At 70.8% G+C, this 24,974-nt stretch carries 22 protein-coding genes; 11 read left to right on the forward strand and 11 right to left on the reverse strand.

Annotated elements, in window-relative coordinates; genetic code table 11:
- Positions 1-78: 78 nt before the first annotated feature.
- Entirely contained in the window at positions 79-546 is a 468-nt protein-coding gene (locus ACIBG7_RS28845) for an SUKH-4 family immunity protein (RefSeq protein WP_397338267.1), read from the forward strand.
- Positions 547-644: 98 nt separating this feature from the next.
- On the forward strand, positions 645-1,805 hold the full coding sequence (locus ACIBG7_RS28850) for an AI-2E family transporter (protein ID WP_357921900.1): 1,161 nt from the start codon (positions 645-647) through the stop codon (positions 1,803-1,805).
- Positions 1,806-2,470: 665 nt separating this feature from the next.
- Here ACIBG7_RS28850 and ACIBG7_RS28855 read toward each other — a convergent pair.
- Entirely contained in the window at positions 2,471-4,525 is a 2,055-nt protein-coding gene (locus ACIBG7_RS28855) for a DNA topoisomerase IV subunit B (protein ID WP_357921903.1), read from the reverse strand.
- 247 nt (positions 4,526-4,772) lie between these two features.
- Between ACIBG7_RS28855 and ACIBG7_RS28860 the strand changes: the two genes are divergently transcribed.
- Positions 4,773-5,003 (forward strand): hypothetical protein, encoded by a 231-nt coding sequence (locus ACIBG7_RS28860; RefSeq protein WP_357921905.1) that lies wholly within the window; start codon positions 4,773-4,775, stop codon positions 5,001-5,003.
- A gap of 255 nt (positions 5,004-5,258) precedes the next feature.
- Positions 5,259-5,978: a YaaA family protein gene (locus tag ACIBG7_RS28865; protein WP_397338268.1), complete on the forward strand. Its 720-nt coding sequence runs from the start codon at positions 5,259-5,261 to the stop codon at positions 5,976-5,978.
- Positions 5,979-5,990: 12 nt separating this feature from the next.
- Here ACIBG7_RS28865 and ACIBG7_RS28870 read toward each other — a convergent pair whose 3' ends face one another.
- From ACIBG7_RS28870 to ACIBG7_RS28890, 5 genes are all read right to left on the reverse strand, one after another.
- A complete protein-coding gene (locus ACIBG7_RS28870) occupies positions 5,991-6,617 on the reverse strand; it encodes a GPP34 family phosphoprotein (protein ID WP_357921910.1) in 627 nt (208 codons plus the stop codon).
- A gap of 76 nt (positions 6,618-6,693) precedes the next feature.
- A complete protein-coding gene (locus tag ACIBG7_RS28875; protein ID WP_397338269.1) occupies positions 6,694-8,091 on the reverse strand; it encodes an APC family permease in 1,398 nt (465 codons plus the stop codon).
- A gap of 172 nt (positions 8,092-8,263) precedes the next feature.
- Positions 8,264-9,865, reverse strand: coding sequence for an RNA polymerase sigma factor (locus tag ACIBG7_RS28880; RefSeq protein WP_357921915.1), 1,602 nt, complete (start codon positions 9,863-9,865; stop codon positions 8,264-8,266).
- A gap of 242 nt (positions 9,866-10,107) precedes the next feature.
- Complete coding sequence (locus ACIBG7_RS28885; protein ID WP_357921917.1) at positions 10,108-12,201, reverse strand: SpoIIE family protein phosphatase; 2,094 nt, start codon at positions 12,199-12,201, stop codon at positions 10,108-10,110.
- Positions 12,202-12,383: 182 nt separating this feature from the next.
- On the reverse strand, positions 12,384-12,947 hold the full coding sequence (locus ACIBG7_RS28890) for an HhH-GPD-type base excision DNA repair protein (RefSeq protein WP_357921920.1): 564 nt from the start codon (positions 12,945-12,947) through the stop codon (positions 12,384-12,386).
- A gap of 155 nt (positions 12,948-13,102) precedes the next feature.
- Here ACIBG7_RS28890 and ACIBG7_RS28895 point away from each other — a divergent pair, with 155 nt between their 5' ends.
- The 6 genes from ACIBG7_RS28895 (at position 13,103) to ACIBG7_RS28920 (ending at position 17,909) form a co-directional block, all read left to right on the forward strand.
- Positions 13,103-13,327: a hypothetical protein gene (locus tag ACIBG7_RS28895; protein ID WP_357921923.1), complete on the forward strand. Its 225-nt coding sequence runs from the start codon at positions 13,103-13,105 to the stop codon at positions 13,325-13,327.
- A 159-nt stretch (positions 13,328-13,486) separates the two neighbouring features.
- Complete coding sequence (locus tag ACIBG7_RS28900; protein ID WP_357922191.1) at positions 13,487-14,902, forward strand: hypothetical protein; 1,416 nt, start codon at positions 13,487-13,489, stop codon at positions 14,900-14,902.
- A complete protein-coding gene (locus ACIBG7_RS28905; RefSeq protein ID WP_397338270.1) occupies positions 14,892-15,668 on the forward strand; it encodes a thioesterase family protein in 777 nt (258 codons plus the stop codon). The genes ACIBG7_RS28900 and ACIBG7_RS28905 overlap by 11 nt, the downstream gene beginning before the upstream one ends.
- A 23-nt stretch (positions 15,669-15,691) precedes the next feature.
- The gene (locus ACIBG7_RS28910; protein WP_397338271.1) at positions 15,692-16,447 is read left to right on the forward strand and encodes a LamB/YcsF family protein; all 756 of its coding nucleotides are present in this window, start codon (positions 15,692-15,694) and stop codon (positions 16,445-16,447) included.
- Entirely contained in the window at positions 16,444-17,064 is a 621-nt protein-coding gene (locus ACIBG7_RS28915; RefSeq protein ID WP_397338272.1) for an allophanate hydrolase subunit 1, read from the forward strand. Before ACIBG7_RS28910 ends, ACIBG7_RS28915 begins: the two co-directional genes overlap by 4 nt.
- Positions 17,061-17,909 carry a biotin-dependent carboxyltransferase family protein gene (locus ACIBG7_RS28920; RefSeq protein WP_357921935.1) on the forward strand — a complete coding sequence of 283 codons (849 nt, stop codon included), beginning with the start codon at positions 17,061-17,063 and terminating at the stop codon, positions 17,907-17,909. Before ACIBG7_RS28915 ends, ACIBG7_RS28920 begins: the two co-directional genes overlap by 4 nt.
- On the opposite strand, the gene ACIBG7_RS28925 is transcribed toward ACIBG7_RS28920, so the two are convergent.
- On the reverse strand, positions 17,896-19,083 hold the full coding sequence (locus ACIBG7_RS28925; protein WP_397338273.1) for a sensor histidine kinase: 1,188 nt from the start codon (positions 19,081-19,083) through the stop codon (positions 17,896-17,898). The two genes, ACIBG7_RS28920 and ACIBG7_RS28925, sit on opposite strands and share 14 nt — an antisense overlap.
- Positions 19,083-19,751, reverse strand: a complete 669-nt coding sequence (locus ACIBG7_RS28930) for a response regulator transcription factor (protein ID WP_357921941.1) — start codon at positions 19,749-19,751, stop codon at positions 19,083-19,085. Before ACIBG7_RS28930 ends, ACIBG7_RS28925 begins: the two co-directional genes overlap by 1 nt.
- An 85-nt stretch (positions 19,752-19,836) precedes the next feature.
- Here ACIBG7_RS28930 and ACIBG7_RS28935 point away from each other — a divergent pair, with 85 nt between their 5' ends.
- A complete protein-coding gene (locus ACIBG7_RS28935; protein WP_397338274.1) occupies positions 19,837-21,867 on the forward strand; it encodes an MMPL family transporter in 2,031 nt (676 codons plus the stop codon).
- On the opposite strand, the gene ACIBG7_RS28940 is transcribed toward ACIBG7_RS28935, so the two are convergent.
- From ACIBG7_RS28940 to ACIBG7_RS28950, 3 genes are read right to left on the reverse strand one after another with little or no spacing between them, the layout of a single operon-like run.
- Positions 21,857-22,678 carry a carbohydrate ABC transporter permease gene (locus ACIBG7_RS28940; RefSeq protein ID WP_397338275.1) on the reverse strand — a complete coding sequence of 274 codons (822 nt, stop codon included), beginning with the start codon at positions 22,676-22,678 and terminating at the stop codon, positions 21,857-21,859. The genes ACIBG7_RS28935 and ACIBG7_RS28940 overlap by 11 nt on opposite strands.
- The gene (locus ACIBG7_RS28945; protein ID WP_357921948.1) at positions 22,678-23,610 is read right to left on the reverse strand and encodes a sugar ABC transporter permease; all 933 of its coding nucleotides are present in this window, start codon (positions 23,608-23,610) and stop codon (positions 22,678-22,680) included. The genes ACIBG7_RS28940 and ACIBG7_RS28945 overlap by 1 nt, the downstream gene beginning before the upstream one ends.
- Positions 23,611-23,627: 17 nt before the next feature.
- Complete coding sequence (locus tag ACIBG7_RS28950) at positions 23,628-24,917, reverse strand: ABC transporter substrate-binding protein (RefSeq protein ID WP_397338276.1); 1,290 nt, start codon at positions 24,915-24,917, stop codon at positions 23,628-23,630.
- Between the last annotated feature and the right edge of the window lie 57 nt (positions 24,918-24,974).

The following is a 24,974-nucleotide window of genomic DNA, read 5'->3' on the forward strand; positions in this document are numbered from 1 at the left end:
CCCCGCCATTCCGGCGGGGAGGCCGGCCCGTTCTCCACCCAGCGGCCCCTTTTCCCCGGACACGCCACGGAGTTCCCCTTGAACCACCGTTATCCAAGCGCCTATCTCGCGCCGGTTCAGCACGACGAGGCTCGCCGATTTCTGCTCGACACCGGGCTTCCCCAGGACCACCTCCTTTTCGCCGCCGCCACCGAACCGCAGCCTTCCGGAGAATTGCTCAAGATTGGCGACGGAGGGGATTTCGACGAATTCTGCGTGAATTGCCGCACCGGCGCCGTCGTCTCGCGCAGCACCATCGACGCGGCCGTCCTGCCGGTCAACAGCTCGCCGCAGACCTTCGCCGCCTGCCTGGCCGAGTTCACCCGCCAGCTCCGCCTCGCCCCCGCCTCCTCCAGCGACGAGGACGAATCGGAGACCCAGGCCCGCCTCCTCGGCGAGGCCCTCACCGCCCTCGACCCCACCGCCCTCACCGACGAGAACAGCTTCTGGAACTCCGTCCTCTGGGACGTCGCCATCGGCGACTACGCCCCGGACGACGACACCTGACCGAGCCGGCCGGACTTCGGGCTGCTCCCCCATCAGAAGTGGCGTGCTCAAGCCCGTCTGGGGCAGTTGGTCGGACAACTCCCGCCTGAGAGGTGTCCGTGACCGATTCATCCACCCCCCGGCCGTCGCCCGCGCCGGCCTCGAGCAAGGCCGTCGAGCTGCCCCTCGACCCGAGCGCGCCCACCGCCACGCCCGAAGGCCGCAGGGAGCTGGCGTACGGCAAGCCGGGACGGGCCCTGGCCAACCACCCGTTCGTCTTCGGCTTCACCGCCGCCCTGGGCGTGCTCAGCGCCTGGATGCTGGTCCAGGCGCTCACCTCCGCCGCCTCGGTGCTCATCCTGATCGTGGTCTCGCTCTTCCTGGCCGTCGGGCTCAACCCGGCGGTCGTCTGGCTCGGCAAGCGCGGCCTGCCGCGCCCCGCGGCCATCACCGTCGTGTTCCTGCTGGTGATCGCCTTCTTCGTCGGGTTCGGGCTGGCCATAGTCCCGCCCCTGACCACCCAGACGGCCGACTTCGCCGCGCAGCTCCCGGCCTACGTCAACGAGCTGCAGAACCATCCTCAGGTGCGGGCGCTCGATCAGCAGTTCCAGCTTCTCGACCGGCTGCAGCAGTACCTCGCCAGCGGCGACCTGGGCAAGCAGGTCTTCGGCGGGCTGCTCGGGGCCGCCGGGATGGTCGCGGGGGCGCTGTTCAACGCGCTGACGGTGTTGATCCTCTCGCTCTACTTCCTGGCCTCGCTGCCGTCCATCACCAGCTTCGGCTACCGCCTCGTCCCGGCCAGCCGCCGCGACCGCGTCCGGGCCCTGGGCGACGAGATCATCAAGCGCATCGGCGGTTACGTGGCGGGGAACCTGCTCATCTCGCTCATCGCCGGGGTGACCACGTTCCTGTTCCTGTCGATCGCGGGCGTGCCGTACGCTCTGGCCCTTTCGCTGATCGTCGCCATCACCGACCTCATCCCCCTGGTCGGCGCCACCATCGGCGCCGCCGTCGTCACCCTGGTCGGCCTCTTCGTGTCCTTCCCGGTGGGGATCGCCTGCCTGATCTTCTTCATCGTCTACCAGCAGGTCGAGAACTACGTCATCGCTCCGCGGGTGATGTTGTCCTCCGTCGACGTCCCCGCCGCCGTCACCATCATCGCCGCCCTCATCGGCGGGGCCCTCCTCGGCGTCGTCGGCGCCCTCCTGGCCATCCCGGTGGCCGCCGCCGTCCAACTGGTCCTCCACGAGGTAACCCTCCCCCGCCAGGAACAACACTGACACCTGGACACCTTGCGCTCTCCGCGTCGGTGGAGGGGGCCGCCGGGCGACGGGCGAACCCCGGTGCCCCGAAGGCCGGCGGCTGCCGCAGTGCCGCGACGAACCCGCCATAAAGGGCGTCGGGAGACTTGCGCACCCTCAGCGGCGAAAGGCCCGAAACGGGTCCAGCACCCCAACGGCGAAAGACCGCAGCAGTGGGGACCGGTGACGGAGGGTGGTGGCGGTGGGGGCTCGTAGCAGAGGACGGTGAGAGGCCGTAGCGGAGGGCCGGGGCGGCAAGAGGCCGTGACGGAGAGCCGTGGAGACGGCCGGTGGCGGCGGAGGCTTGTGTGGCGGGTGAGGAGCCACGGCCGGCGGAGCTTCGTGACCTAGGGCCGTGGCGGCGCGAATGGGCCGTGCCGGTGAAGGGCCGTGCCGGTGAAAGGCCGTAACGGTGAAGGGCCGTAACGGTGAAAGGCCGTAACGGCGAAGGGCCGTAACGGCGAAGGGCCGGGGCGGCGAAGGGCCGGGGCGGAAGGCCCGGTCTCAGCCGGCCTGGCCAGACCGGCCACCCCACCGCCGCCGCCAGCCCCCACCCGTGCCCCACCTATGCGGCGAGCACCCGTACGGCGGGAAATGCTCCTGTCCGAGCCCCACCCAACAATCCAGCCCGAAACGGAAAGACGTCAGGCGTCGATGTGGTCCCGATCAACCTCAGCCGCGCTGTTGACGATGAACTCCCGCCGAGGAGCAACATCACTCCCCATGAGCAAACTGAAGATCCGCTCAGCCGACTCAGCGTCCTCGATCCGAACCCGCCGAAGGATCCGGTGCCGCGGATCCATGGTCGTCTCCGCAAGCTGATCCGCGTCCATCTCCCCAAGACCCTTGTACCGCTGCACAGGGTCCTTCCACCGCTTCCCGCGCCGCTCAAGGTCACGCAGCACCTTGTGCAACTCGGCATCGGAATAGCAGTAGACGTACTTGTCCTGCCCCCGCCCCGGGTTGGTGAGCTCGATCCGGTGCAACGGCGGAACGGCGGCGAAAACCCGCCCAGCCTCGATCATGGGCCGCATGTACCGATGGAAGAGCGTGAGCAACAGGCACCGGATGTGCGCACCGTCGACATCCGCGTCCGCCATCAAAATGATCTTGCCGTACCGAGCCGACTCCAGCTCGAACGACCGCCCCGACCCAGCCCCGACGACCTGGATGATCGACGCACACTCGGTGTTCTTCAACATGTCGGCGACAGACGCCTTCTGCACGTTGAGGATCTTGCCGCGGATGGGCAGCAACGCCTGGAACTCCGAGTCACGCGCCAGCTTGGCCGTGCCCAGCGCCGAGTCACCCTCGACGATGAACAGCTCGCTCCGGTCGACGTCGTCACTCCGGCAGTCGACCAGCTTGGCCGGGAGCGAGGAGTTCTCCAGGGCGCTCTTGCGCCGCTGGTTGTCGCGGTGCTCACGGGCCGCGATCCGCGCCTTGGCGGCTGCGACGATCTTCTCCAGCACGGCCCGCAGCGGCTGCTTGAACCCGCGCGGCGGGTTGGCGTAGAGCGCCTTGAGCTCGCGCGAGACGACATGGGAGACGATCCGGGTGGCCGCGGAGGTGCCGAGCACCTCCTTGGTCTGTCCCTCGAACTGCGGCTCGGGCACGCGGACGGTGACCACGGCGGTGAGGCCTTCGAGGATGTCCTCCTTGGTCACCGCGTCGTCGCCGTTCTTGAGCAGCCGGGTCTCGCGCAGCAGCTCGTTGACCGTGCGGACCAGGCCGCGCTCCAGGCCGGTGATGTGGGTGCCGCCCTTGGGGGTGGCGATCACGTTGACGAAGGAGCGGACGGTGGAGTCGTAGCCCTTGCCCCAGCGCAGCGCGACGTCGACGGTCAGCTCGCGCTCGACCTCGGTGGGCGTCATGTGGCCCTGGTCGTCCAGGACGGGCACGGTCTCGTGGAAGTGCCCCAGGCCCTGGAGGCGGAGCACGTCGCAGACGGCCTCGTCGCGGGCCAGGAACTCGGTGAACTCGGAGATGCCGCCGTCGAAGCGGAACTCCTCGACCGTCTCGCCCTGGATCAGCACGAGGGTCAGGCCGGGCACCAGGAAGGCGGTCTGGCGGAGCCGTACGTGGATCTCGTCCACGGCGACCTCGGCGTCGGGCAGGAAGATCTGCTTGTCGGCCCAGAAGCGCACCCGGGTGCCGGTGACGCCGCGCTTGGCCTTGCCGCCGTCGCGCAGGCCGGACTTCTTCTTGAACTTGGCGGTCGGGCCGTCGCCGTCGAAGAGGCCGGGCACGCCCCGGCGGAAGCTGATCAGGTGGACCTGGCCGTCGCGGTCGACCTCGACGTCGAGCCGGGAGGACAGCGCGTTGACCACCGAGGCGCCGACGCCGTGGAGGCCGCCTGAGGCGGTGTAGGAGCCGCTGCCGAACTTCCCGCCGGCGTGGAGCTTGGTGTAGACGAGCTCGACGCCCGGCAGCCCGCTCTTGGGCTCGATGTCGACGGGGATGCCGCGGCCGTCGTCGCGCACCTCGATCGAGCCGTCGGCGTGCAGCTCGACCTCGATCCGGGTGCAGTGACCGGCCAGCGCCTCGTCCACGCCGTTGTCGACGATCTCCCAGAGGCAGTGCATCAGCCCGCGGCTGTCGGTGGACCCGATGTACATGCCGGGTCGCTTGCGGACGGCCTCGAGGCCCTCAAGCACCGACAGGTGACGAGCTGTGTAACCCGCCTCCACTACCGTCACTCTGACTCCTCTGGGACAGCATCGAACACGTGTGCGTTAGCCTACCGTTCTTCCCGGTGGGGCGGGGACAACCTTGCCTCCAGGACACGTTTCGCATGACTGTGAGCTGGCTGTCCATTACTTTTGGCCACATTCCGCTCTCGGCGTAGCCGGGGAGTGATTGGGAACGTTCGCATCCGGTTAGATGTTGTCCCAAGTGACTGACGCCAGATCCCCGCTCCGGTGGGGGTGACCCGAAAGGCGATACGTGACTGGAGCACTCGCCCCCGTTAAGCCGCTGACGGCCCTCGACCGTTGTGACCGTTGTGGCGCCCAGGCCTACATCCGTGCGACCTTGCCCGTTGGCGGGGAGCTTCTGTTCTGCGCCCACCACGGTCGCCAGCACATAGCAGCCCTGAGGGACAAAGGCGCGGAAATCCTTGATGAATCCGCCAAGTTGAGCAAGACGAAGGCTACAGCGGTCGAAGACGAGCGCTGATCGATATTGCGAGAGCGGCGTCCCGGCAGGCCCGGGCCGCCGCTCTCGCACGTCTCCACCCGAGACGGGATGCCGGGTTCGCCCGGCCATCGCTCCCGCTTGGTCCCGATCCGGGCCCCACCGGCACCCGCCACGGACCCGTCCTGAGCTTCCGGCCGAAGGTCCGGGTCTGTCCTGAGTCCTCCCCGAACCGGGGCCGGGCTGGGGGCAGGGGCGGGACCGAGGAGAGGCCCGGCCCCGATAAGCTGCGGAATCGTGCTCATCCTGTTGCCGCCCTCCGAGGGCAAGGCGTCCGTGGGGGACGGCCCGAGCCTCGGCGAGCTGTCCTTCCCCAAGCTCGACCGCCCCCGCAAGCGGGTGCTGAGCGCGCTCCTGAAGGCCTCGAAGCGGCGTGACGCCCTCGACGTCCTGGGCCTGAGCCCGGGCCAGCGGGGCGAACTGGACAAGAACCTCGCCCTGCGCGAGGCCCCCACCCTGCCGGCCGCCGAGCTGTACACCGGCGTCCTGTACGACAACCTCGGTCTCGCCACGCTGAGCCCGGAGGCCCGGGCGCGGGCCGAGGAGCAGGTGCTGATCTTCTCCGGGCTGTGGGGCGTCGTCCGCATCACGGACCGGATCCCGCCCTATCGGTTGTCGATGGGGGTCACCCTGCCTCCGCTCGGCGGCCTGGCCGCGTTCTGGCGGCCTTCGGTCACCGCCGAGCTCGACCGGCTGCCGGGGCTGGTGGTGGACATGCGGTCGGCCACCTACGCCGGGGCCTGGAAGCCGGGTGCGCGGTCGGTGGCCGTGCGGGTGTTCAACCAGGGCAAGGTGGTCAGCCACATGGCCAAGGCCACCCGCGGGGAGATCGCCCGGGTCCTGCTGGAGAGCGGCCAGGACCCGTCCTCCCCGGACGAGCTGGCCAAGATCCTCCAAACCCTGGGCTACGCCGTACGGCAGGCCCCGGGCAAGCTCGACGTCGAACTGGTCCCCTGACCCGGGGGACGGTCAGCGGTAGACCGCGGTGGCCAGGTCCCCCATGTAGTCCTCCACGTCCCGCATGACGGCTCGCAGCGGCGCAGGAGCCGCCGCCGCCAGCACGGCCAGCCGGGGCCGGATCTGCCCGGGGCTCTCGGAGAGGTACAGGGTCTCCTCCAGCCCCAGCATGGGCACCAGGGCGCACAACACCAGGTCCCCCGCCTCCGGCACCTTCCCGCCGGTCAGCGGCAGCCGGATGCGCGAGCGCGCCCGCACGAGAGGCGTGGTCCCGACCGGAGGATAGCTCCGCTGGTTGCGGAAGAGCCCTCGCCGCTCCTCGGCCACCACCCGCTGGGCGACGAGCTGGGCGGCGGTCTCCTCGTACAGGTCGGCGGCCACGAGCGGCAGCCACTCCCGCACCCGCATCCGCCGCACCCCCACCGCCCCGGCGAGCTTGGCCGCCGAGGGGTCGGTGTGCCGCACCTCCCGCCCCGCGGCGAGGCTGTCGCCCACCAGGGTGACCGCCCCGTCGATGAGGAGCTGGGAGACCAGCGCCCCGGCCAGTCCGGCGCAGAGCGCGGGTTTGTGGGGCAGCCTGATGCCGGCCTCGCTGTGCGCGAGCAGGAACAGGTCGTACGGCAGGGCCAGGTCGTTCATCTCAGTCATCTCCGCCGGAGAGCCGGCGCCCGGCCACCGGGGATGCCGGTGGCCGGGCGGCCGTCGTTCGGATCGTCTAGTCCATGCCCACGAGGCTGACATTGCGCTTGAGCGCCAGCAGGACAAGCATGATAACGAACCCGACGCCGAGCCAGATCAGGCCGACGATCTGGGCGGCCAGGTTGGCGTTCCAGACCACGAAGCCCAGGATGACGAAGCCGATGATCGGCGAGACCAGGTGCAGCAGCAGGTCGGACGAGCGCCGCTTGATGACGAAGTGCCACACCACCGAGACGTGCAGCGTCATGAAGGCGATCATCGCGCCGAAGTTGATCAGCGTGCCCACCACGGCCACGCCGTCGCCGGGGTTCTCCAGGAAGATCAGGAGGCTGCCGGGCAGCACGATCGCCAGGACCGAGCCGAGCAGGATGGCGTTGTAGGGCACCGAGTAGCTGCGCGAGACCTTGGCCAGGAAGCGCGGCAGGGCGCCGTCGCGGCCCATGGCGTACAGGAGCCGGGAGGTGGCCACCTGGGCCACCATGGCGTCGGCGAAGCCCCAGGCGAGCGCGGTGGCTCCGGCGCAGAGGTAGAACATCCACTTCCCGCCGGCCAGGGCGGCGGCGTCGTAGAAGGCGGTTCCGGTGCCGTCGCCCTCGGCGATCAGCTTGCCCGGGTTCTCCACCAGCAGGGCGGCGACCCAGGTCTGAGCGACGAAGAGCAGGCCGGCCAGGGCCAGCGCGGCCATCATCGACTTGCCGACCGTGTTGGCGCTCTCCTTGTTCTCCTCCGAGAGCATCGCGATGCCGTCGAAGCCGAGGAAGCTGAGCACGGCCACCGAGGTCGCGCCGAAGATCAGGGACCAGCTGAAGGTCTCGGAGTTGAACAGCGGCTCCAAGCCCCAGCCGTTGCCCTTGCCTCCGATGATCGCGGTGATGCCGATGATCAGGAAGATCGCCAGCACGATCAGCTCGCCGACGATGAAGATCTTGGTGACCCGGGCGGTGATCCGGATGCCGGTCAGGTTGATCACGGTGTTGACCGCGATGAACAGCAGCAGCCAGCCCCAGACCGGGACCACGGTGATGATGCCGTTCATCGCCATCGCGGCCACCAGGTAGAGCAGACTGGGCACCAGCAGGTAGTCCAGGAGGATCGCCCAGCCGGCCAGGAAGCCCACCGAGGGGTGGATGGCCCGGCTGGCGAAGTTGTAGACGCTGCCCGCGATCGGGAAGGCCTTGGTCATCTGCGAGAAGGAGGCGGCGGTGAAGGACAGCGCGACCACGCCGACGATGTAGGCCAGGACGATCATGCCGCCCGAGGCCTGGAAGACCCCGCCGAAGATGGCCATGGGCGCGATCGGCACCATGAAGATCAGGCCGTAGAAGAGCAGGTCGGTGAAGCTGAGCGTGCGCTTCAGTTCCTGGGTGTACCCGAACTGCGCGAGATCGGGTGCCGCATGGCGGGGGGAAGTCATCGGCGGTCCTTCCGAACCAAAACTTTTCAGTGTGAAATGTTCGGAAACGGTAGGACAGACCACCCCAGTCCCGCTAGCCCCAACCGATCAGTAGCGCCAAACCGCAACAAACGAGCGCAACAAAAAGAGGTACGGCTCCGCGGAGCCGTACCTCTTCTCGGTGACTGGAAGATCAGTCGAGATAGTCGCGCAGCACCTGCGAGCGCGACGGGTGACGCAGCTTCGACATCGTCTTCGACTCGATCTGCCGGATCCGCTCACGCGTGACCCCGTAGACCTTGCCGATCTCGTCGAGCGTCTTGGGCTGGCCGTCGGTGAGGCCGAACCGCATGGACACGACGCCCGCCTCGCGCTCCGACAGCGTGTCGAGAACGGAGTGCAACTGCTCCTGCAACAGCGTGAAGGAGACGGCGTCGGCCGGGACGATGGCCTCGGAGTCCTCGATCAGGTCGCCGAACTCGGAGTCGCCCTCCTCACCCAGCGGGGTGTGCAGGGAGATCGGCTCGCGGCCGTACTTCTGGACCTCGACCACCTTCTCGGGGGTCATGTCCAGCTCGCGGGCCAGTTCCTCCGGCGTGGGTTCGCGGCCGAGGTCCTGCAGCATCTGCCGCTGGACCCGGGCCAGCTTGTTGATCACTTCGACCATGTGGACCGGGATGCGGATGGTCCGCGCCTGGTCGGCCATGGCGCGGGTGATCGCCTGCCGGATCCACCACGTGGCGTAGGTGGAGAACTTGTAGCCCTTGGTGTAGTCGAACTTCTCGACCGCGCGAATCAGGCCCAGGTTGCCCTCCTGGATCAGGTCCAGGAAGAGCATGCCGCGGCCGGTGTAGCGCTTGGCCAGCGAGACCACGAGCCGGAGGTTGGCCTCCAGCAGGTGGTTCTTGGCCCGGCGGCCGTCCTCGGCGATCCACTCCAGCTCGGCGCGGACGTCGACCGGCAGCGCGTCGTTGTCGCTGCCGAGCTGCTCCTCGGCGAACAGGCCCGCCTCGATGCGCTTGGCCAGCTCGACCTCCTGCTCGGCGTTGAGCAGGGGGACCTTGCCGATCTGCTTGAGGTAGTCCTTCACCGGGTCGGCGGTGGCGCCGGCGGCGGCGACCTGGGCCACCGGGGCGTCATCGTCGTCGTCGGACAGGATCAGGACCTCGTCGTCGGACTTGACCTCCACGGCGGCGACCTCCGCCACCTTGGGCTCCTCGTCCGGCTCGGCCTCCTCCTCGACCTCTTCCTCGACGACCACCTCGTCCTCGATCTCGAGGTCTTCGAGGTCGTCGAGTTCGACGTCACCGTCGAGTTCGATCTCCTCGCCGTCGGCCTCGTCGGAGACCTTGGCCTTGGCGACGGGCGCCGCGGCGGGCACCTCGTCCTTCACGACCGCCTTCTTGGCAGGAGCAGCCTTCTTGGGCTTCTTGGCAGCCTCTGCTTCGGGCCGGACCTCGTCGGGGACGACGGCGGTCACGGTCTCCGGCTGCTGCTCCTTGGCGGCCGCTGCGCTCTTCGTCTTGACGGGGGCAGCGGTGCGGCGCTTTGCTGGACCACGAGACTTCTTCGGCGGCGCCGAGTCAGCGGCGGTCAACCGGACGATGACGCCCTCCTTGCTGAGAGTCCGGAGGACTCCAGCGGCTTGCGACATCGGGATGTCGGCCTCCTCGAAGGCCTTACGGACATCCTCAGACTCGAGGTAACCCTGCGAGCGCCCACGCTCGAGCAGTCGCTGAATGACGGGCTCGTTCAGCTCAGATGGCTTCGAGCGAGTCGAACTTGCAGGCGACACGAACACCTCTCGAACGATCGCGTGGCGACAATGGACCCATGTGCCCGCTGGGGGGCTGTTGCCTCTCTTGGAGAATGCGGGGGCCGCGCTGGAATGCGACGGGCCATCCAGCATTCTGACACGACCCAGCACTCCACACGGCCACCTCCCGGCGGTTGACCTCCACCCTAGGCCGACCGGAACAGTAGTGCGTACGGAAGCGAGGCACTGATACCCGAAAGCAACCCTTATGACTGTTTCATTCAGTCACTCTTCGTGGCAGGAGGGACGTGAATCGCGAGCGCGGTCACGTCGTCGTCCTGCTCATAGCCCGACAGCATCCGATCTACGAGGAAATCCAGCAGCATGTGCGGAGATGTCACGACTTCCTGGGGCGCTTCCCGAACAACGGAGCAGAGCTCCGCGAGTCCGGCATCGAGCCCGCGCTTGCGGTTCTCGACCAGGCCGTCGGAGTAGAGCACCGCGGTGTGCCCGGGCGGCACCACGAACCGGAACTGCCGCCGCGAGGTCGGCCAGCCGAGCGGGGTGCCCGGCTCCGCCTCGCACAGCACGGCGGTGCCCTGCGGCGAGACCAGCACGGGCGGCGGGTGACCGGCCAGCGCCAGGGTGCCCTCGCCGGTGCCCGGCTCGACCACCATGTACGCCAGCGTGGTGACCTGCTCCTCCTCCTCGGTCGCCTCGAAGACCCGGTCGAGACCGGTGAGTACCGAGGCGGGCGGCGGGTTGGTCAGGGCCAGCGCGCGCATGGCGTTGCGGATGCGGCCCATCCCGGCGGCCGCCTTCACGCCCTTGCCCATGACGTCGCCGACCACGGCCGCGACCCGGCCGTCCTGCAGCACGAAGGCGTCGTACCAGTCGCCGCCGACCTGCACGTGCCGGCTGCCGGACCGGAAGCGCTGCGCCAGCAGCAGCCCCTTGACCACCGGCAGGCGGTCGGGCAGCAGCGAGCGCTGGAGCGTCTCGGCGGTCTTGTGCTCGCGCTCGAACAGCGTGGCCCGCTCGACCGCCAGGGCGCACTGCCCGGCCAGCGCCTCCAGGAAGACGCCGTCCTCCTGGGAGATCTTCTGCGGCCTGGTGAACGAGAAGCGCAACGCGCCCAGCGCCCGCCCCGCGGCCAGCAGCGGCAGGCCCACCCAGGCCCGCTCGTCGCTGTGCGCCAGGTAGGTGCCGACCACCTCCTCGTCGCCGCCGGCCTCCAGCAGCAACGACTTGAGGATCTCCGCGGACTCGGCGAAGACCGGGCGGCGGCTGTTGACCGCCATGGTCATCACGCTCGAGTGCGACAGCGGGATCTCCTCGCCGGAGGCGCCGGGAATCTCCGGGATGCCCTCGCCGTTGATGAGCTTCAGCGACGCGCGCTCCACGTCCAGCAGCGCCACCGCCGAGCGGTCGGCGGCCAGCGCGGTGCGGCCCACGTCGATGATGACCTGGACCACCTGCTCGACGGTGAGCGCCTCGGCCAGCATGGCCGTGGCGCCCTGCAGCCGCGCGGTGCGCAGGGCGGCGGCGCCGAGCTGGTCGGTCAGCCGGCCGCGCATCTCCTCGGCTTCCTTCTGCGGGGTGACGTCGGTGTTGGCGCCGACCCACTCCACCACGCGCCCGTGCCGGATGATCGGCACCGCGCGCACCTCGAAGTGCCGGTAGCCGCTGGCGCGGGTGCGCACGCGGTAGTTCCACTCGAACATGGTCCGGCCGCGCAGGGCCTCCCGCCACGCCTCGTCGGTCTGGCGGCGCTCGTCCGGGTGGACCGCGTCGAGCCAGCCGTGCGCGAGGTACTCCTCCAGGCCCTGGCCGGTGATCGCGCGCCACTGCGGCGCGTCCTCGATCACCGCCCCGGCCGGCGAGGTGATCCAGACGAGCTGGGACTGCGCCTCGACCAGCGAGCGGTAGCGCTCCTCGCTGCGGCGCAGCTCCTCCTCGGTCTGGCGGCTCTCGGTCACGTCCGCCCCGACCAGGGCGACGGCCTTGAGCACGCCCTCCTCGTCGTGGACCGGCGAGAACGACAACGACCAGTGCCGGGTGTCGCCCTCGGCCGAGCGCACCCGCACGCGGCCCTCCTGGGTCGGCGCGTCACTCTCGATCACCGCCTGGACGGCATGCGTGATGAGCTGGCTGAGGTCGGCGGGCAGCACCTCGCCGGGCAGCTTGCCCGGCAGCTCGTCCGCGGGCACGCCGACGACGTCGGTGAAGACGTCGTTCGCGCGCCGGATGCGGCCGTCGGCGTCGAAGAAGGCGAAGGCGAACTCCGCTTCGGACAACAGGCCCTTGAACAGGGCGGAGTCTGAGATGTCCACACCCGACTCCCGGGGACGTGGGACGGAGGTCTCGGCGCTCATGCTCGGCACCTCCGTCGCGTGCCAGGGTCTCCCACGCGGCACATCTCCAAAACTGTGTATCGGTGTAGCGCAGCTCCGGGCGACCGGATTCTGCTGTACATCATCGGCGATGGGCACGTGCGGACGGAAGCCCCCGCAGCAAGCACGTCGTCATTGGCGTCAACGCATCCTGTCAAATCAGCCTACTCAGCGGCTTTCTTGGCAGCCTGCTTGGTTTCCCGGACCTTGACCAGGCTCTCCGGATCGACCACGTCGGCCACCGAGCGGAAGGATCCCTCTTCACCGTACGGCCCGGCCGCCTCGCGCCACCCGGCGGGCTGGACGCCCAGTTGCTTGCCGAGCAGCGCCAGGAAGATCTGGGCCTTCTGCTTGCCGTACCCCGGCAGTGCCTGGAGCCGCCTGAGCAGCTCCTTGCCGCTGTCCACGTCCGCCCACAACCTGGTCGGGTCACCCTGGTAGTGCTCAACCAAATAGACGGCCAGTTGCTGGACACGCGTCGCCATGGACTTCGGGTACCGATGCACGGCGGGCTTGTCGGCCAGCAACGCGGCGAAGGCCTCGGGGTCGTAGGCGGCGATCTCCTCGGCCGTCAGGTCGTGCCCGAGCCGCTCCGAGATGGTGTGCGGGCCGGTGAACGCCCACTCCATCGGGATTTGCTGATCGAGCAGCATGCCGACGAGCAGGGCGAGCGGGCTGCGGCCGAGCAGCTCGTCGGCCTCGGCCCGCTGGGCGAGCTGGATTCGCATGAGGCCAGCTTCCCACGAAAGGGCGTTCGGAGGTCGGCGGTGAAGGGAAGACAGACGGCCGGGAGGGTTGACACCCGGCCGATAACCGGTGGAATTGGAGCGCAAGTCACCCTCGCACCGGTTTACCCCTAGGTCTGCAGAGGAATCTGACTCCTATGCTCGCACTGGCAACCCGCTTCCTGCGGGAGCCGGTCAGCCTCCGGCTGGCCGAAGAGTTCCTGACGGTGCCCGTCGACACCATCGACCGCTGCGTCGCCGACGTCTGCGCCTGCGCCGACCACCTCGGGATCGAGGCGACGGCCGACGTCATCGAGCGCATAGCCCGGGAGCATCTCCTGGCGATCGTGAACTCCGCTCCACCTCCGCGGCTGGGACGTTAGCATCTACCCCGTTAGCACCATCAGGGCAACGCTTCCGCCGAAATGCGAGAGAGTGAGGGCGTGCGCCGACAACGAACCAATCCCGACGACGTGTTCAAGGAGTTGCTCCAGGCGGCGCGCGAACTGCTCGCCGTACGCAGCCCGCTGGACGCCGAACTCATGGTCTCCGACATGGTCGGGGCCTGGTGGGGGCGGCGGGTCAAGGGCGGTGACGTGGAGCAGGTCCTGGGCGAGGGGCTGGTCGACTACGCCGCGAAGGCCGGCACGCCCGCCGCGCTGACGTTGCTGATCTGCCTGGCCTACCTCGGCACGGCCCGCCAGGGCGCCAAGGCCGAGGGCGCGGCGCTGGCGATGATGGAGTCGGGCGTGGCCCGGCCGGGCTGGGCCGACCGCGTGGGCGCGGTCAAGCCGACCGGCTGCTTCGTCTCCCGTGACGCCTACGGCGACCAGGACACCGTGGTGTGCACCTTCGCCTACTCCGGTCTCGACCGGCACGCCCTGGTGCTCGTGGTCGACTACAACATGCGCGGCATGGCCCGCGACGCCTGGGTCTCCTCCGAGGTGGACAAGCTGCTGGAGCAGGCCCGCGCCGAGGCCGAGGCCAACCCGATGCTGCTGTTCGAGGAGATCGAGCCCCAGCAGGCCAGGGCGCTGCTCGACTCGGCGATGAAGGCCGCCCGCGAGCCCCGCACCCGGCCGCCGGTCAGCGACAGCTACAGCGCCTACCACGCCTTCGCCCGCTCCCGGCTCAAGGCGTTGCCGCCGGGCCGCACGCGCCCCGCCCCGCTGCACAGCGAGGCCCCCTACAGCCGCGAGCGCCGCGCGATGCTGGCCGCCGAGTTCCTGGCCTCCGACGAGGCCGAGCACCTGTCGGACCGCTCGGCCGCCTCGCGCTGCGCCGACCACATCATCGACTACGGCTGCGCCCAGGACTTCAACCGGCCGCTGCGGGTGAGCCCGGCCAAGTGCGAGACCTTCCTGCTGACCTGGCTGCCGAGCAAGGTCATGCTGAGCGAGGCCGAGCAGGAGGCCATGCCGCACGTGCTGTCGGCCTGGGCGCGCTTCTCCGCGCGCAAGACCGCGCTGCCCCAGCAGGGGCTGACCGCCACGCTCGACGCGGTCTGGGAGGCGATGGCCAAGTTCCCCGACGCCTACCGCGACCCGACCTCCTTCGGCCTCGACCGCTCGCTGCTGGAGCGGCTGCTGCCGGACGGCGACCTGTCCGCGCTGGCCCGGCGGATCTTCGCCTTCCCGCTGCTGCAGGGCCGGCACGGCGACGTCAACCTCGACCGGCTCAACCCGGCCGACCCGGCCGACCGCCGCACCCTGCTGGAGCTCGACCACTCCGGCGGCCTGGACGAGCAGCACCTGGCCTGGCACGAGGAGGTCGCCACCCGGCTGTGGGAGGGCGACCCGCCGCAGATGTGGGAGGCCGCGCAGCGCCTGCTCGACCTGGGGCACGACCGCGAGGAGGTGCTCCACGTGCTGATCGAGATCGTCGAGCGGATCGGCGGCGACCCCGAGGAGCTGGCCGCCGCCCTGGACGACATCGCGGAGATCCCGGATGAGATCTGACCCGTCCATGTTCATGTACCGGCCGCTCGGCGGGGGCCGCTACCTGGCCACCGAGCACACCCAGAGCCCCTGGGACCCGGCGATGCAGCACCTCGGGCCGGTCACCGCGCTGATCGTGCACGAGCTGGGCACCTCGGAGCTGCCGCTGGCCCGGCTCGTGGTGGAGATCTTCGGCCCGGTGCCGCTGGCCGAGGTCGAGGTCGCCACCTCGGTCCTGCGCGACGGCAAGCGGGTGCAGTGCCTGGGCGCCTCGGTCTCCTCCGGCGGGCGCGAGTACGTGCGGGCCACCGCCTGGCGCATCCGCGAGGCGGACACCCCGCCGACCGCGGTCGCCGGCCCGCCCCCGCTGCCGGCCGGGCCCACGCCGCCGCCCGGCGAGTCGTGGCTGACCTCCGGTTTCGGGTACGGCAGGGCGATGGACTGGCGGTTCGCCGCGGGCTCGCCCGACGAGACCGGCCCGGCGACGGTCTGGGGCCGCTCGCGCGCGGTGCTCGTGGAGGGCGAGGAGCCCACCCCGCTGGAGCGCCTGGCGGTCCTGGCCGACAGCGGCAACGGCGTCAGCCACGCCCTCGACTTCGCCACCCACGTCTTCGTCAACGTCGACCTGACGATCTCGCTCTTCCGCGCCCCCGAGGGCGAGTGGATGTGCCTCGGCGCCGAGACCGTCATCGGTCCCGCCGGGCGCGGCCTGGTGCGCACCAGGCTGTTCGACCGGGCCGGCGAGGTCGGCGTGGCGACCCAGACGCTCTTCGTCGCGCCCCGGTAGCGGATGCGGTGGAGGATGGGGCCATGGTGATCGACCTGAACGCGGACCTCGGCGAGGGCTTCGGCATCTGGCGGCTGGGCGACGACACGGCGCTGCTGGACATCGTCACGAGCGCCAACGTCGCCTGCGGCTTCCACGCCGGCGACCCCGTCACCATCCGGCGCACCTGCGCCGCGGCGATCGACCGGGGCGTGACCATCGGCGCCCAGGTGTCCTACCGCGACCTGGCCCACTTCGGCCGGCGCGAGATGGAGGTGGAGCCCGAGGAGCTGTGCGCCGAGGTGCTCTACCAGCTCGCCGCGGTCGACGGCATCGCCCGGGCGATGGGCGGGCGGGTCTCCTACGTCAAGCCGCACGGCGCGCTCTACAACCGGGTGGTGCGCGACCCGGTGCAGGCCGCAGCGCTGATCGACGCGGTGGCCGACTACGACGCCTCGCTGCCGGTCCTGACCCTGCCCGGCTCGGCCGTGCACCAGGCCGCCACGGCCGAGGGGGTGCCGACGGTCTGCGAGGCGTTCGCCGACCGCGCCTACACCGCCGAGGGCACGCTGGTGCCGCGCCGCGAGCCCGGCTCGGTCCTGCACACCGCAGAGGAGGTGGCCGCCCGCGCGGTGCGGATGGCCGTGGAGCAGCGGGTGCGCGCCGCCGACGGCAGCGACGTGGCCGTGCCGGCGCGCTCGATCTGCGTGCACGGGGACACACCCGACGCGGTGGGGCTGGCGCGGGCCGTACGTGATCGGCTGCTGGAGGCCGGTGTGGTGCTCCAGCCGTTCACATGATCCGCCGGGTGGGTGAGCGCGGGCTGCTGGTCGAGACCGGGGAACTGGCCCTGTCGCACCGGCTCGACGCCCGGTTGCGGGCCGAGCCGCCGGCCGGGGTGGTGGAGATCGTGCCGGGACCGGAGACGGTGCTCGTGGTGTCGGAGGCGGCCGACCTGGCCCCGCTGCGCGCGCACCTGGCCGGACTGCTGGCCGCCGCGGAGGCCGAGCCGGAGGCCGCGGGCGCGGACGGGTCCGGCGAGGTGCTCGTCATCCCGGTCGTCTACGACGGGGAGGACCTGCCCCGGGTGGCCGCCGAGACCGGGCTGAGCACCGACGAGGTGATCGCCCGGCACACCGGCAGCGACCTGGTCGTGGGCTGGCTGGGGTTCGCGCCGGGCTTCGCCTACCTCACCGGGCTGGACCCCAGGCTGCACCTGCCGCGCCTGGCCACGCCGCGGACCGGCGTCCCGGCCGGGTCGGTGGCCGTCGCCGGGCCCTACTCGGCCGTCTACCCCACCGCCTCGCCCGGCGGCTGGCGGCTGCTGGGGCGGACCGCCACGACCGTCTGGGACGTGCGCGCCGACCCGCCCACCCGGTTCCGGCCGGGCCTGCGGGTGCGCTTCGAGGCCGCATGATCGAGGTGGTGGCGCCGGGGCCGTACGCGACGGTCCAGGACCTCGGCCGGCCCGGTTACGCCCACCTGGGGGTGCCGCGCTCGGGCGCGGCCGATCCGGACGCGCTGCGGCTGGCCAACCGGCTGGTGGGCAACGCCGAGGGTGCCGCCGGGCTGGAGCTGACCTTCGGCGGGGCACGGCTGCGCTTCCCCGCCGGGGCGTGGCTGGCGCTCACCGGCGCGCCCTGCCCGCTCGCGCTGCCCGGCGGGCGGCCCGGCCGGTGCGCGCCGTTCTGGGCGCCGCCCGGGGCCGAGCTGCGCGTGGGTCTCCCCTGGTACGGCCTGCGGACCTACCTGGCGGTGCGGGGCGGCGTCGCGGCCGAACCCGTTTTGGGCAGCCGCTCGACCGACTCGTTGTCCGGCCTGGGCCCGGCGCCGTTGCGGGCCGGGACGTGCCTGCCGGTGGGGCGGCCGGACGGGGAGATCACCGTGGACCTCGCCCCGGAGCCGGCGCGGCGCGAGCCGGTGGTGCGGGTGCTGCCGGGGCCGAGGGCGGACTGGTTCGTGCCCGCGGCGCTGGAGGAGCTGGCGGCCGAGCCGTACGAGGTGAGCCAGGACAGCAACCGGGTCGGGGTGCGGCTGCGCGGGCGGGAGCTCAAGCGGGCGCGGGCGGGTGAGCTGCCGAGCGAGGGCATGGTGCTGGGCGCGGTGCAGGTGCCGCCGAGCGGGCAGCCGATCGTCTTCCTGGCCGACCACCCGCCGACCGGCGGGTACCCGGTGATCGGGGTGGTGGCGGCACGGGACCTCCCGATGGCCGCGCAGGCCCGCCCGGGCGACCGGCTCCGTTTCGTAGTCAGCCGGGACTGACCCCAGGGCCACCCTCGGACGGCCTGCGGCTTTCGGGGGGCGGTGGCCTTTCGGAGGGTGCGGGACTCTCGGAGGGTGGGGGCCGCTCGGGCAGTCCGGTGCTCTCGGGGAGGTTGAGGCGGAAGATGGCGCCGCCGCCGGGGCGGGGTCCGGCGGTGGCGTGGCCGCCGTGTGCCTCGGCCACCGCGGCCACGATCGACAGCCCCAGCCCCGCTCCCCCACCCGCGCGGTGGTGGAAGCGCTCGAAGACCCGCGCCCCCGGCTCCAGCCCCGGCCCCCGGTCGGCCACCTCGACCACGGCCCGCCCGTCCACGGCCGCGACGCGGACGCTCGCCTCGGTCCCGGGCGGGGTGTGCCGCAGCAGGTTGGCCAGCAGGTTGCCGACCGCCTGCCGGAGCTGGGCGGCGTCGCCGTCCACCCGGACCGGCCCGTCGCCGAGCAGGTCCAGGGGCCGGTCCGGCTCGACGGCCAGGGTGTCGGCGACCGCCTCGGCCACCAGCACGTCCAGCTCGACCACCCGGCGTTCGGCCACCCGCCCCTGGTCCAGCCGGGCGAGCAGCAGGAGCTCCTCGACCAGCGCCCCCATCCGGGCCGCCTCCGACTCGATCCGGCTCATCGCCTTGGCCAGGTCGTCCTGCCGCACGCGCGCCCCCCGGCGGAACAGCTCGGCGTAGCCCCGGATGGTCGCGATCGGCGTGCGCAGCTCGTGCGAGGCGTCGGCGACGAACCGCTCCAGCCGCGCACGCGACTCGGCCCGCTCGCGGAAGGCCCCTTCGAGCTGGCCGAGCATCGCGTTCAGCGCCCGCGCCAGCCGGCCGACCTCGGTCTCCGGCGGTGCGGGCTCGACGCGGCGGCCGAGGTCACCGGCCCCGATCGCCCCGGCGGCGGCCACCATGCGGTCGAGCGGGCGCAGCCCCCGCCGGACCAGCCAGGCGGCCAGCAACGTGAGGCCGGACAGCGCGAACCCGGAGGTGCCGATCAGCACCATGGCCACCCGGTGGGTGAGCTCGTCGGCGGCGGCCAGCAGCTCCGGGCCGCCGCCCAGGGCGCGGAGCCGCGCGTCGTCCGGACCGCGCCAGTCCTGGAGGGCGCCGAAGGTCGCACCGCCGACCAGGACGAGCGCCAGGGCCAGCAGGCCGACGACGGTGGCGGTCAGGCGGCTGCGCAGCGACATCAGGCGTCCCTGGGCAGGCGCATGACGTAGCCGACGCGCGGCACGGTGTGGATGAGCTGCGGGCCGGTGTGGTCGACCTTGCGGCGCAGGTAGCTGATGTAGGTCTGGACGACGCCGTCGTTGCCGTAGTCCCAGACGTGCTGCACGATCTGCCGCTTGGTCACCACCTTGCCGGCGTTGACCAGCAGGTAGCGCAGCAGCTTGAACTCGGTCGGGGTGAGCTCGACCAGCCGGCCGCCGCGCCGTACCTCGTAGGCCGCCTCGTCGACCGTCAGGTCGGCGAGGACCAGCTCGCGGCGGCCGGGCAGGCTGCGGCGGAGCACGGCCTGCACCCGGGCGACCAGTTCCTCCAGGCTGAACGGCTTGGTCACGTAGTCGTCGCCGCCGGAGCGCAGCGCGGCGATCTTGTCGGGGGTGTCGTCCACCGCGGTCAGGAAGATGATCGGGGTGGTCGAGCCTGAGGCGCGGATGCGCCGGCAGACCTCGGTGCCGCGCAGGTCGGGCAGCAGGACGTCCAGGACGATCAGGTCCGGCCGCAGGCTCGCCGCCGCGGCGATCGCGGCCGCGCCCGAGCCGGCGACGGAGGTCTCGTAGCCCTCGTAGCCCAGGGCGGTGGAGACCAGATCGGCGAGGAAGGGTTCGTCGTCGACGACCAGGATGCGGGTCACGGCTCAAGTCTGCCCTGCGGGTTCTTGGAGAGCTCTGTGAAGCCTCACCGAGTATCTGAAGATCATTTTGGTCGACTTGGCGGACATGGAGAGATTTTCGGCTTTCGTACTGCGCCGCCGGCGGTTGGTCGCCCTGCTGGCGCTGGTGGGGTTCTTCGCCGGGCTCGGGGCCACCCCGGTGGCCGTCCAGCGGCTGTCGGAGGACTACACGGTCTTCGAGGTCAACAAGGAGATCACCGGGATCTACGGGAACGGCGGCTACCAGCGGCCCTTCGTCCCGGTCGTCGTGCTGCCCGAGGGCAGCTCGCCGGAGGCCGTGGGCGCGGCCTTCGCCGCCGTGGCCGCGCGGCTGCCGGAGGCCCGCGTGGTCTCCTACGCCGACACCCGCGAGCCCCGCCTGGTCGGCTCCGACGGGCGGACCACTTTCGGCCTGGTCTTCCCCGGCACCTACTCCGACGGCAGCCCGCCCGGCGGCGGGCTGGGCGAGACGCCGGACGACGGGCCGCTGATCGCCGAGACGATGCGGCCGCACCTGCCGCCGGGCAGCGTGGTCCACGTGACCGGGCTCGACCGCCTGGTGCCCAGCGCGGACGCCGGCGGGGTGAACGTGCCGAGCAAGATCCTGATCGGGCTGCTGGCCACCGTGGTGGTGTTGCTGCTGGTCTTCCGCTCGGCGCTGGCCTTCGTGCCGGTCCTGGTCTCGGTGCTGGCCGTCTTCCTGTCCTTCCTGGTGATCCTGCTGCTCACGCTGGTGATGACGGTGCACGACGTGGCGCTGACCACGATGCCGCTGCTGGGTCTGGGCATCGCCGTCGACTACTCTCTGCTGCTGGTCGCGCGCTGGCGGGAGGAGCGGGCCCGCGGGTTCGCCGGGGACGAGGCGGTCCATCGGGCGATGGCCGCGGCCGGGCGGTCGATCCTGTTCAGCGGGGTCGCGGTGGCGATCGGGCTGCTGACGATGATCGTGCTGCCGGTGCCGTTCCTGCGCAGCCTGGGGCTGGCGGGCATGATCATCGCGGCGGTCAGCGTGGTCACGACGCTGACCGTGCTGCCGGTGCTGCTGGCCCGGAGCCGGTCGCGGGTGAGCCACCACGAGCCGCGCGCGTGGGCGGCCTGGGCTCGCTGGGTGGTACGGCGCCGCATCCCGGCCGCCGTGCTGACCGGCGGGCTGCTGCTGGCGTTGGCCTGGGCCGGGCTCGGCGTCGACCTCGGCCTGCCGGAGAGCCGCGACCTGCGCGGACCCGGGACGCCCGGCGTGGCGGCCCTGGAGCGGGCCGGCATCCCGACCGGGGTGATCACACCGATCGAGGTGCTGGTGACCGGGCAGCCGAAGCCGGAGAGCCTCGCGAAGGTCGCGGGCGTGCATGCCGTCCTGGCGCCGGACACCCCGAAGTGGCGCCGGGACGGCACGGCGATCCTGTCGGTCCTGCCGGTCGCGGAGAACGGCAGCGCCGAGGGCGAGGCCACCGTCGCCCGCCTCGGCGCCGCCGTACCCGAGGGCACGCAGGTCGGCGGGAACGTGGCCCAGAGCATGGACTTCCGCGACCGGGCCTACGGCGCCTTCCCCTGGATGCTGGGGCTCATCGCCCTGGTCACCTTCGTCCTGCTGGCCCGCGCCTTCCGCTCGCTGCTGCTGCCGATCAAGGCGATCGTGCTCAACCTGCTGTCACTGGGCGCCGTGATCGGCGCGATGGTGCTGATCTGGCAGAGCGGCGGCATGAGCATCGGCGAGTTCGTGCCGCTGACGATCTTCGCCTTCCTGTACGGCCTGAGCATGGACTACGAGGTGTTCATCCTGGCCAGGATGCGCGAGGAGTACGACCGCAGCGGCGACAGCCGGCGGGCGGTGGTCGAGGGCGTGTCCAGGACCGGCCGGCTGGTGACCTCGGCGGCGCTGATCCTGATCGTCTCCTTCGCCGCACTGGCCATGACACCCGAGATGGACGTGCGGATCTTCGCCGGCGGCCTGGCCCTCGGCATTTTGATCGACGCCACGCTGATCCGCGGCGTCCTGCTGCCCGCGCTGGTGGCGATGATGGGCCGCTGGAACTGGTGGCTGCCGGGCTGGGCCGCGACCCTCCTGCGGGTGCCGCCCAGCCCCCTGGTTAGCCCTTGATCGCCCCCTCCTCCACGCCGCGGAAGAAGAAGCGCTGGAGGGTGGCGAAGACGATCACGACCGGGATGAAGGCGATCATCGTCCCGGCGGTGATCAGGCGCGGGTTGGCGCTGAAGGTGCCGTTGAGGTAGTTCAGGCCGACGGTGAGGGTCAGGTTCTCCGGGTCGGTCAGCACGATGAGCGGCCACAGGAAGTTGTCCCACGCGCCGATGAAGGCGAAGATCGTGATCACGCTGAGCATGCCGCGCACGTTGGGCAGCCCGATCCGCAGGAAGCGCTGCCAGGCGTTGGCGCCGTCCACGATCGCGGCCTCGTCCATCTCCTTGGGGATGGCCGCGAAGGCGGTGCGCATCAGCAGCACGTTGAGCATGCCGATGATGTCGGGCAGGGCGACGCCGAGCAGGGTGTCGGACAGCCCCATGCTCTGGATGGTGACCAGCTTGGAGATGATCGTCACCTCCTCCGGCAGCACCAGGGTGGCCACGAAGGCGCCGAGCACCAGCTTGCCGCCGCGGAAGCGCAACCGGGCCAGCGCGTAGCCGGCCAGCGTCGCGCCGATGGCGTTGCCGGTCACCACCAGGAAGGCGACGATCAGCGAGTTCCTGGCGTACTTCAGGACCGGCAGCGTCTCCATCACGGTGACGTAGTTGTCCAGCGTCGGCTTGCTCGGCAGGAACTGCGGGGTGGCGGTGAAGATGTCCTCGTCGGCGCTCTTGAGCGAGGTGGAGAGCTGGAGCAGGAAGGGTCCCACGGTGATCAGCAGGACCAGCAGGAGGAGTCCGTACCGCAGGATCTTCTCGCGCGCCGGCATCAGGTCCCCTTCCGATCGTCGCGGCCGAGGCGGGTGAGCAGGAGCATCGGCCCGATGGTGATCACCAGCAGGAGCAGGCTCAGCGCCGAGGCGTAGCCCAGGTGGCCGGTGAAGCCGCGGCTGTAGAGCTGGATCAGCATGACCACCGACATGTCGCGCCCGCCGGGCCCGCCGGTGCCGTTGGACAGCACGTACAGCTCGGAGAAGACGCGCAGCGCGTTGACCGAGATGAGCACGGAGACCAGCAGCATCGTGTTGCGCACCCCCGGCACGGTGATGTGGAAGAAGCGCCGGATCGGCCCGGCCCCGTCCACGGCCGCCGCCTCGTGCAGGTCACGGCGGACGTTCCCGAGCGCCGACAAGTAGATGATCATGTAGTAGCCGAGGCCCTTCCACACCGTCAGGCTGATCGCGCTGAACAGCAGCAACCACCGGTCGGTCAGGAAGGGCAGCGGTTCCTGGATCACCCTGAACTGCTGGAGCAGGCCGTTGAGCATGCCCTGCTCGTTGAGCATCCAGCTCCAGATGATCGCCACCACCACCGCGGAGGCGATCACCGGGGTGTAGAAGGCGGTGCGGAAGAAGGTGATGCCCGGCAGCCGCTTCTCCACCAGTACGGCCAGCAGCAGCGGCAGGAAGGTCAGCAGCGGCACGCAGACCACCATGTAGACGACGCTGTTGAGCAGGGCGTCGGCGAGCTGGTCGTCGTTGAGCGCGCGCTCGAAGTTCTGCAGCCCGGTGAAGCGGCCCCCGCTGAGCGGCTTGGCGTTGGTGAACGACAGGATGATCGTGTTGATCACGGGCCAGATGGAGAAGATCAGCAGCCAGGCCGCCGCGGGCGCGATCAGCACCCACGGCGTGAACCAGCGCTGGTGGACGATCCCGCCGCGGCGGGCGGCCGGGACCGCCCGGTCAGCGGGGCGGCTGATCACTGGTTGAGAAGGTCGTTTCACTGGTTGAGAAGTTCGTTGCATTTCGCCACGGCGGTGTCGAGGGCTTCCTTGGCAGTGGCGTCGCCACTGATGGCCAGGGCGAACTGCTGGTTCACGATCTTGTCCATGGCGCTGTTGAACTGCACGGGCTGCAGCATCTTGGCGCTGGCCAGGGAGGTGAAGGCGGTCACCTTGGCGTCGCCGGCGTTGGTGCCGTCGCTCTTGCTGAAGAACGGGTCGCTGGCGGAGGCCTTGGTGCTGGGGAAGATCGCGACCAGGTGGGCGAAGGCCGCCTGGTTCTCCGCGTTGGTCACCCAGCGGGCCAGCGCGACCGCGGCCGGCAGGTTCTTGCTCTTGGCCGAGACCGACAGGCCCTGCACGTACAGCGGCGGGGTGCCCATCGCCGCCGAGGAGACCACCTTCGGCGCCAGCGAGGGGTTGTCGGTCTGCAGGCTGGTGATGTGGTTGCCGCCGCCGGTGGTCCAGGCGGCCTTGCCCTCGGAGAAGAGCTTGGCGTTGCCCTGGAAGGTGTCGGTCAGGATGTCCTTGGGCAGCAGGCCGTCCTTGTAGGCCTGGGCGTACTTGTCCAGCAGCGCGGCGGCCTCGGGGGTGTTGAAGGTGAAGGCCGAGCCGTCGTCGGACATCAGCTTGACCCCGGCGTTGGCCAGGTCGCTCAGGCCGGGCTTGCGGCTCATCAGGTAGACCTTGCCGCCCGACTTCTCCTTCACCGTCCTGGCCTGTTCGATCAGCGCGTCGAGGTCGGCCGGCGGCTGCTTCGGGTCGAGGCCGTACTTGGTGAGCAGCTCGGAGTTCCAGTAGTTGACGTCGGTGTTGAGGTACCACGGGTAGCCGAAGGTGCCGTCGAGTCCGGCGAACCGGTAGGCCTCCAGGCCGCCGGGCACGTACTCCTCCATCGCCTTGGCGTCGGTCTTGGCGATGTCGAGCAGCAGGCCCTGCTTGGCCAGCGGGAGGGCGAAGTCGGGCGGCAGGTTGGACACGTCCGGCAGGGTGCCGCTGGCGGCCTGGGTGAGCACCTTCTCGGAGTAGCCGTCGCCGGGCTGGTCGAGCCACTCGACCTCGACGCCGGGGTGCTGCTTCTCGAAGCCGTCGATGACACCCTGGACGTAGTCGGTGAACTTCGGCTTCAACGCCCACGTCTGGAGCGATACCTTGCCGGTGACCTGTCCGGAGGTGGTGGTGGGGGCGGCCTGCTGCTGCGGCGGGGTCTCGGTGCCGCCGAGGCCGCAGCCCGACATCGCCAGCGCCACGGCCACGGTTAAGGCCGGCGCCGTCCAGTGCCTTCGCATGTTCTGTCTCCTGCCGCTTGCTAAACCGCTCTAGTTGTCGGGACTATCTACCCATCA

This window comes from Nonomuraea sp. NPDC050328 (genome assembly GCF_044459405.1).
GTDB lineage: Bacteria > Actinomycetota > Actinomycetes > Streptosporangiales > Streptosporangiaceae > Nonomuraea.

Coding starts and splice junctions, on each gene's coding strand:
- ACIBG7_RS28870 (WP_357921910.1), bottom strand. CDS start 6,617: ATGAACGACCTGGCCCTGCCGTACGACCTGTTCCTGCTCGCGCACAGC.
- ACIBG7_RS28875 (WP_397338269.1), bottom strand. CDS start 8,091: ATGACTTCCCCCCGCCATGCGGCACCCGATCTCGCGCAGTTCGGGTAC.
- ACIBG7_RS28885 (WP_357921917.1), bottom strand. CDS start 12,201: ATGAGCGCCGAGACCTCCGTCCCACGTCCCCGGGAGTCGGGTGTGGAC.
- ACIBG7_RS28890 (WP_357921920.1), bottom strand. CDS start 12,947: ATGCGAATCCAGCTCGCCCAGCGGGCCGAGGCCGACGAGCTGCTCGGC.
- ACIBG7_RS28895 (WP_357921923.1), top strand. CDS start 13,103: ATGCTCGCACTGGCAACCCGCTTCCTGCGGGAGCCGGTCAGCCTCCGG.
- ACIBG7_RS28900 (WP_357922191.1), top strand. CDS start 13,487: ATGGTCTCCGACATGGTCGGGGCCTGGTGGGGGCGGCGGGTCAAGGGC.
- ACIBG7_RS28905 (WP_397338270.1), top strand. CDS start 14,892: ATGAGATCTGACCCGTCCATGTTCATGTACCGGCCGCTCGGCGGGGGC.
- ACIBG7_RS28910 (WP_397338271.1), top strand. CDS start 15,692: ATGGTGATCGACCTGAACGCGGACCTCGGCGAGGGCTTCGGCATCTGG.
- ACIBG7_RS28915 (WP_397338272.1), top strand. CDS start 16,444: ATGATCCGCCGGGTGGGTGAGCGCGGGCTGCTGGTCGAGACCGGGGAA.
- ACIBG7_RS28920 (WP_357921935.1), top strand. CDS start 17,061: ATGATCGAGGTGGTGGCGCCGGGGCCGTACGCGACGGTCCAGGACCTC.
- ACIBG7_RS28925 (WP_397338273.1), bottom strand. CDS start 19,083: ATGTCGCTGCGCAGCCGCCTGACCGCCACCGTCGTCGGCCTGCTGGCC.
- ACIBG7_RS28935 (WP_397338274.1), top strand. CDS start 19,837: ATGGAGAGATTTTCGGCTTTCGTACTGCGCCGCCGGCGGTTGGTCGCC.
- ACIBG7_RS28940 (WP_397338275.1), bottom strand. CDS start 22,678: ATGCCGGCGCGCGAGAAGATCCTGCGGTACGGACTCCTCCTGCTGGTC.
- ACIBG7_RS28950 (WP_397338276.1), bottom strand. CDS start 24,917: ATGCGAAGGCACTGGACGGCGCCGGCCTTAACCGTGGCCGTGGCGCTG.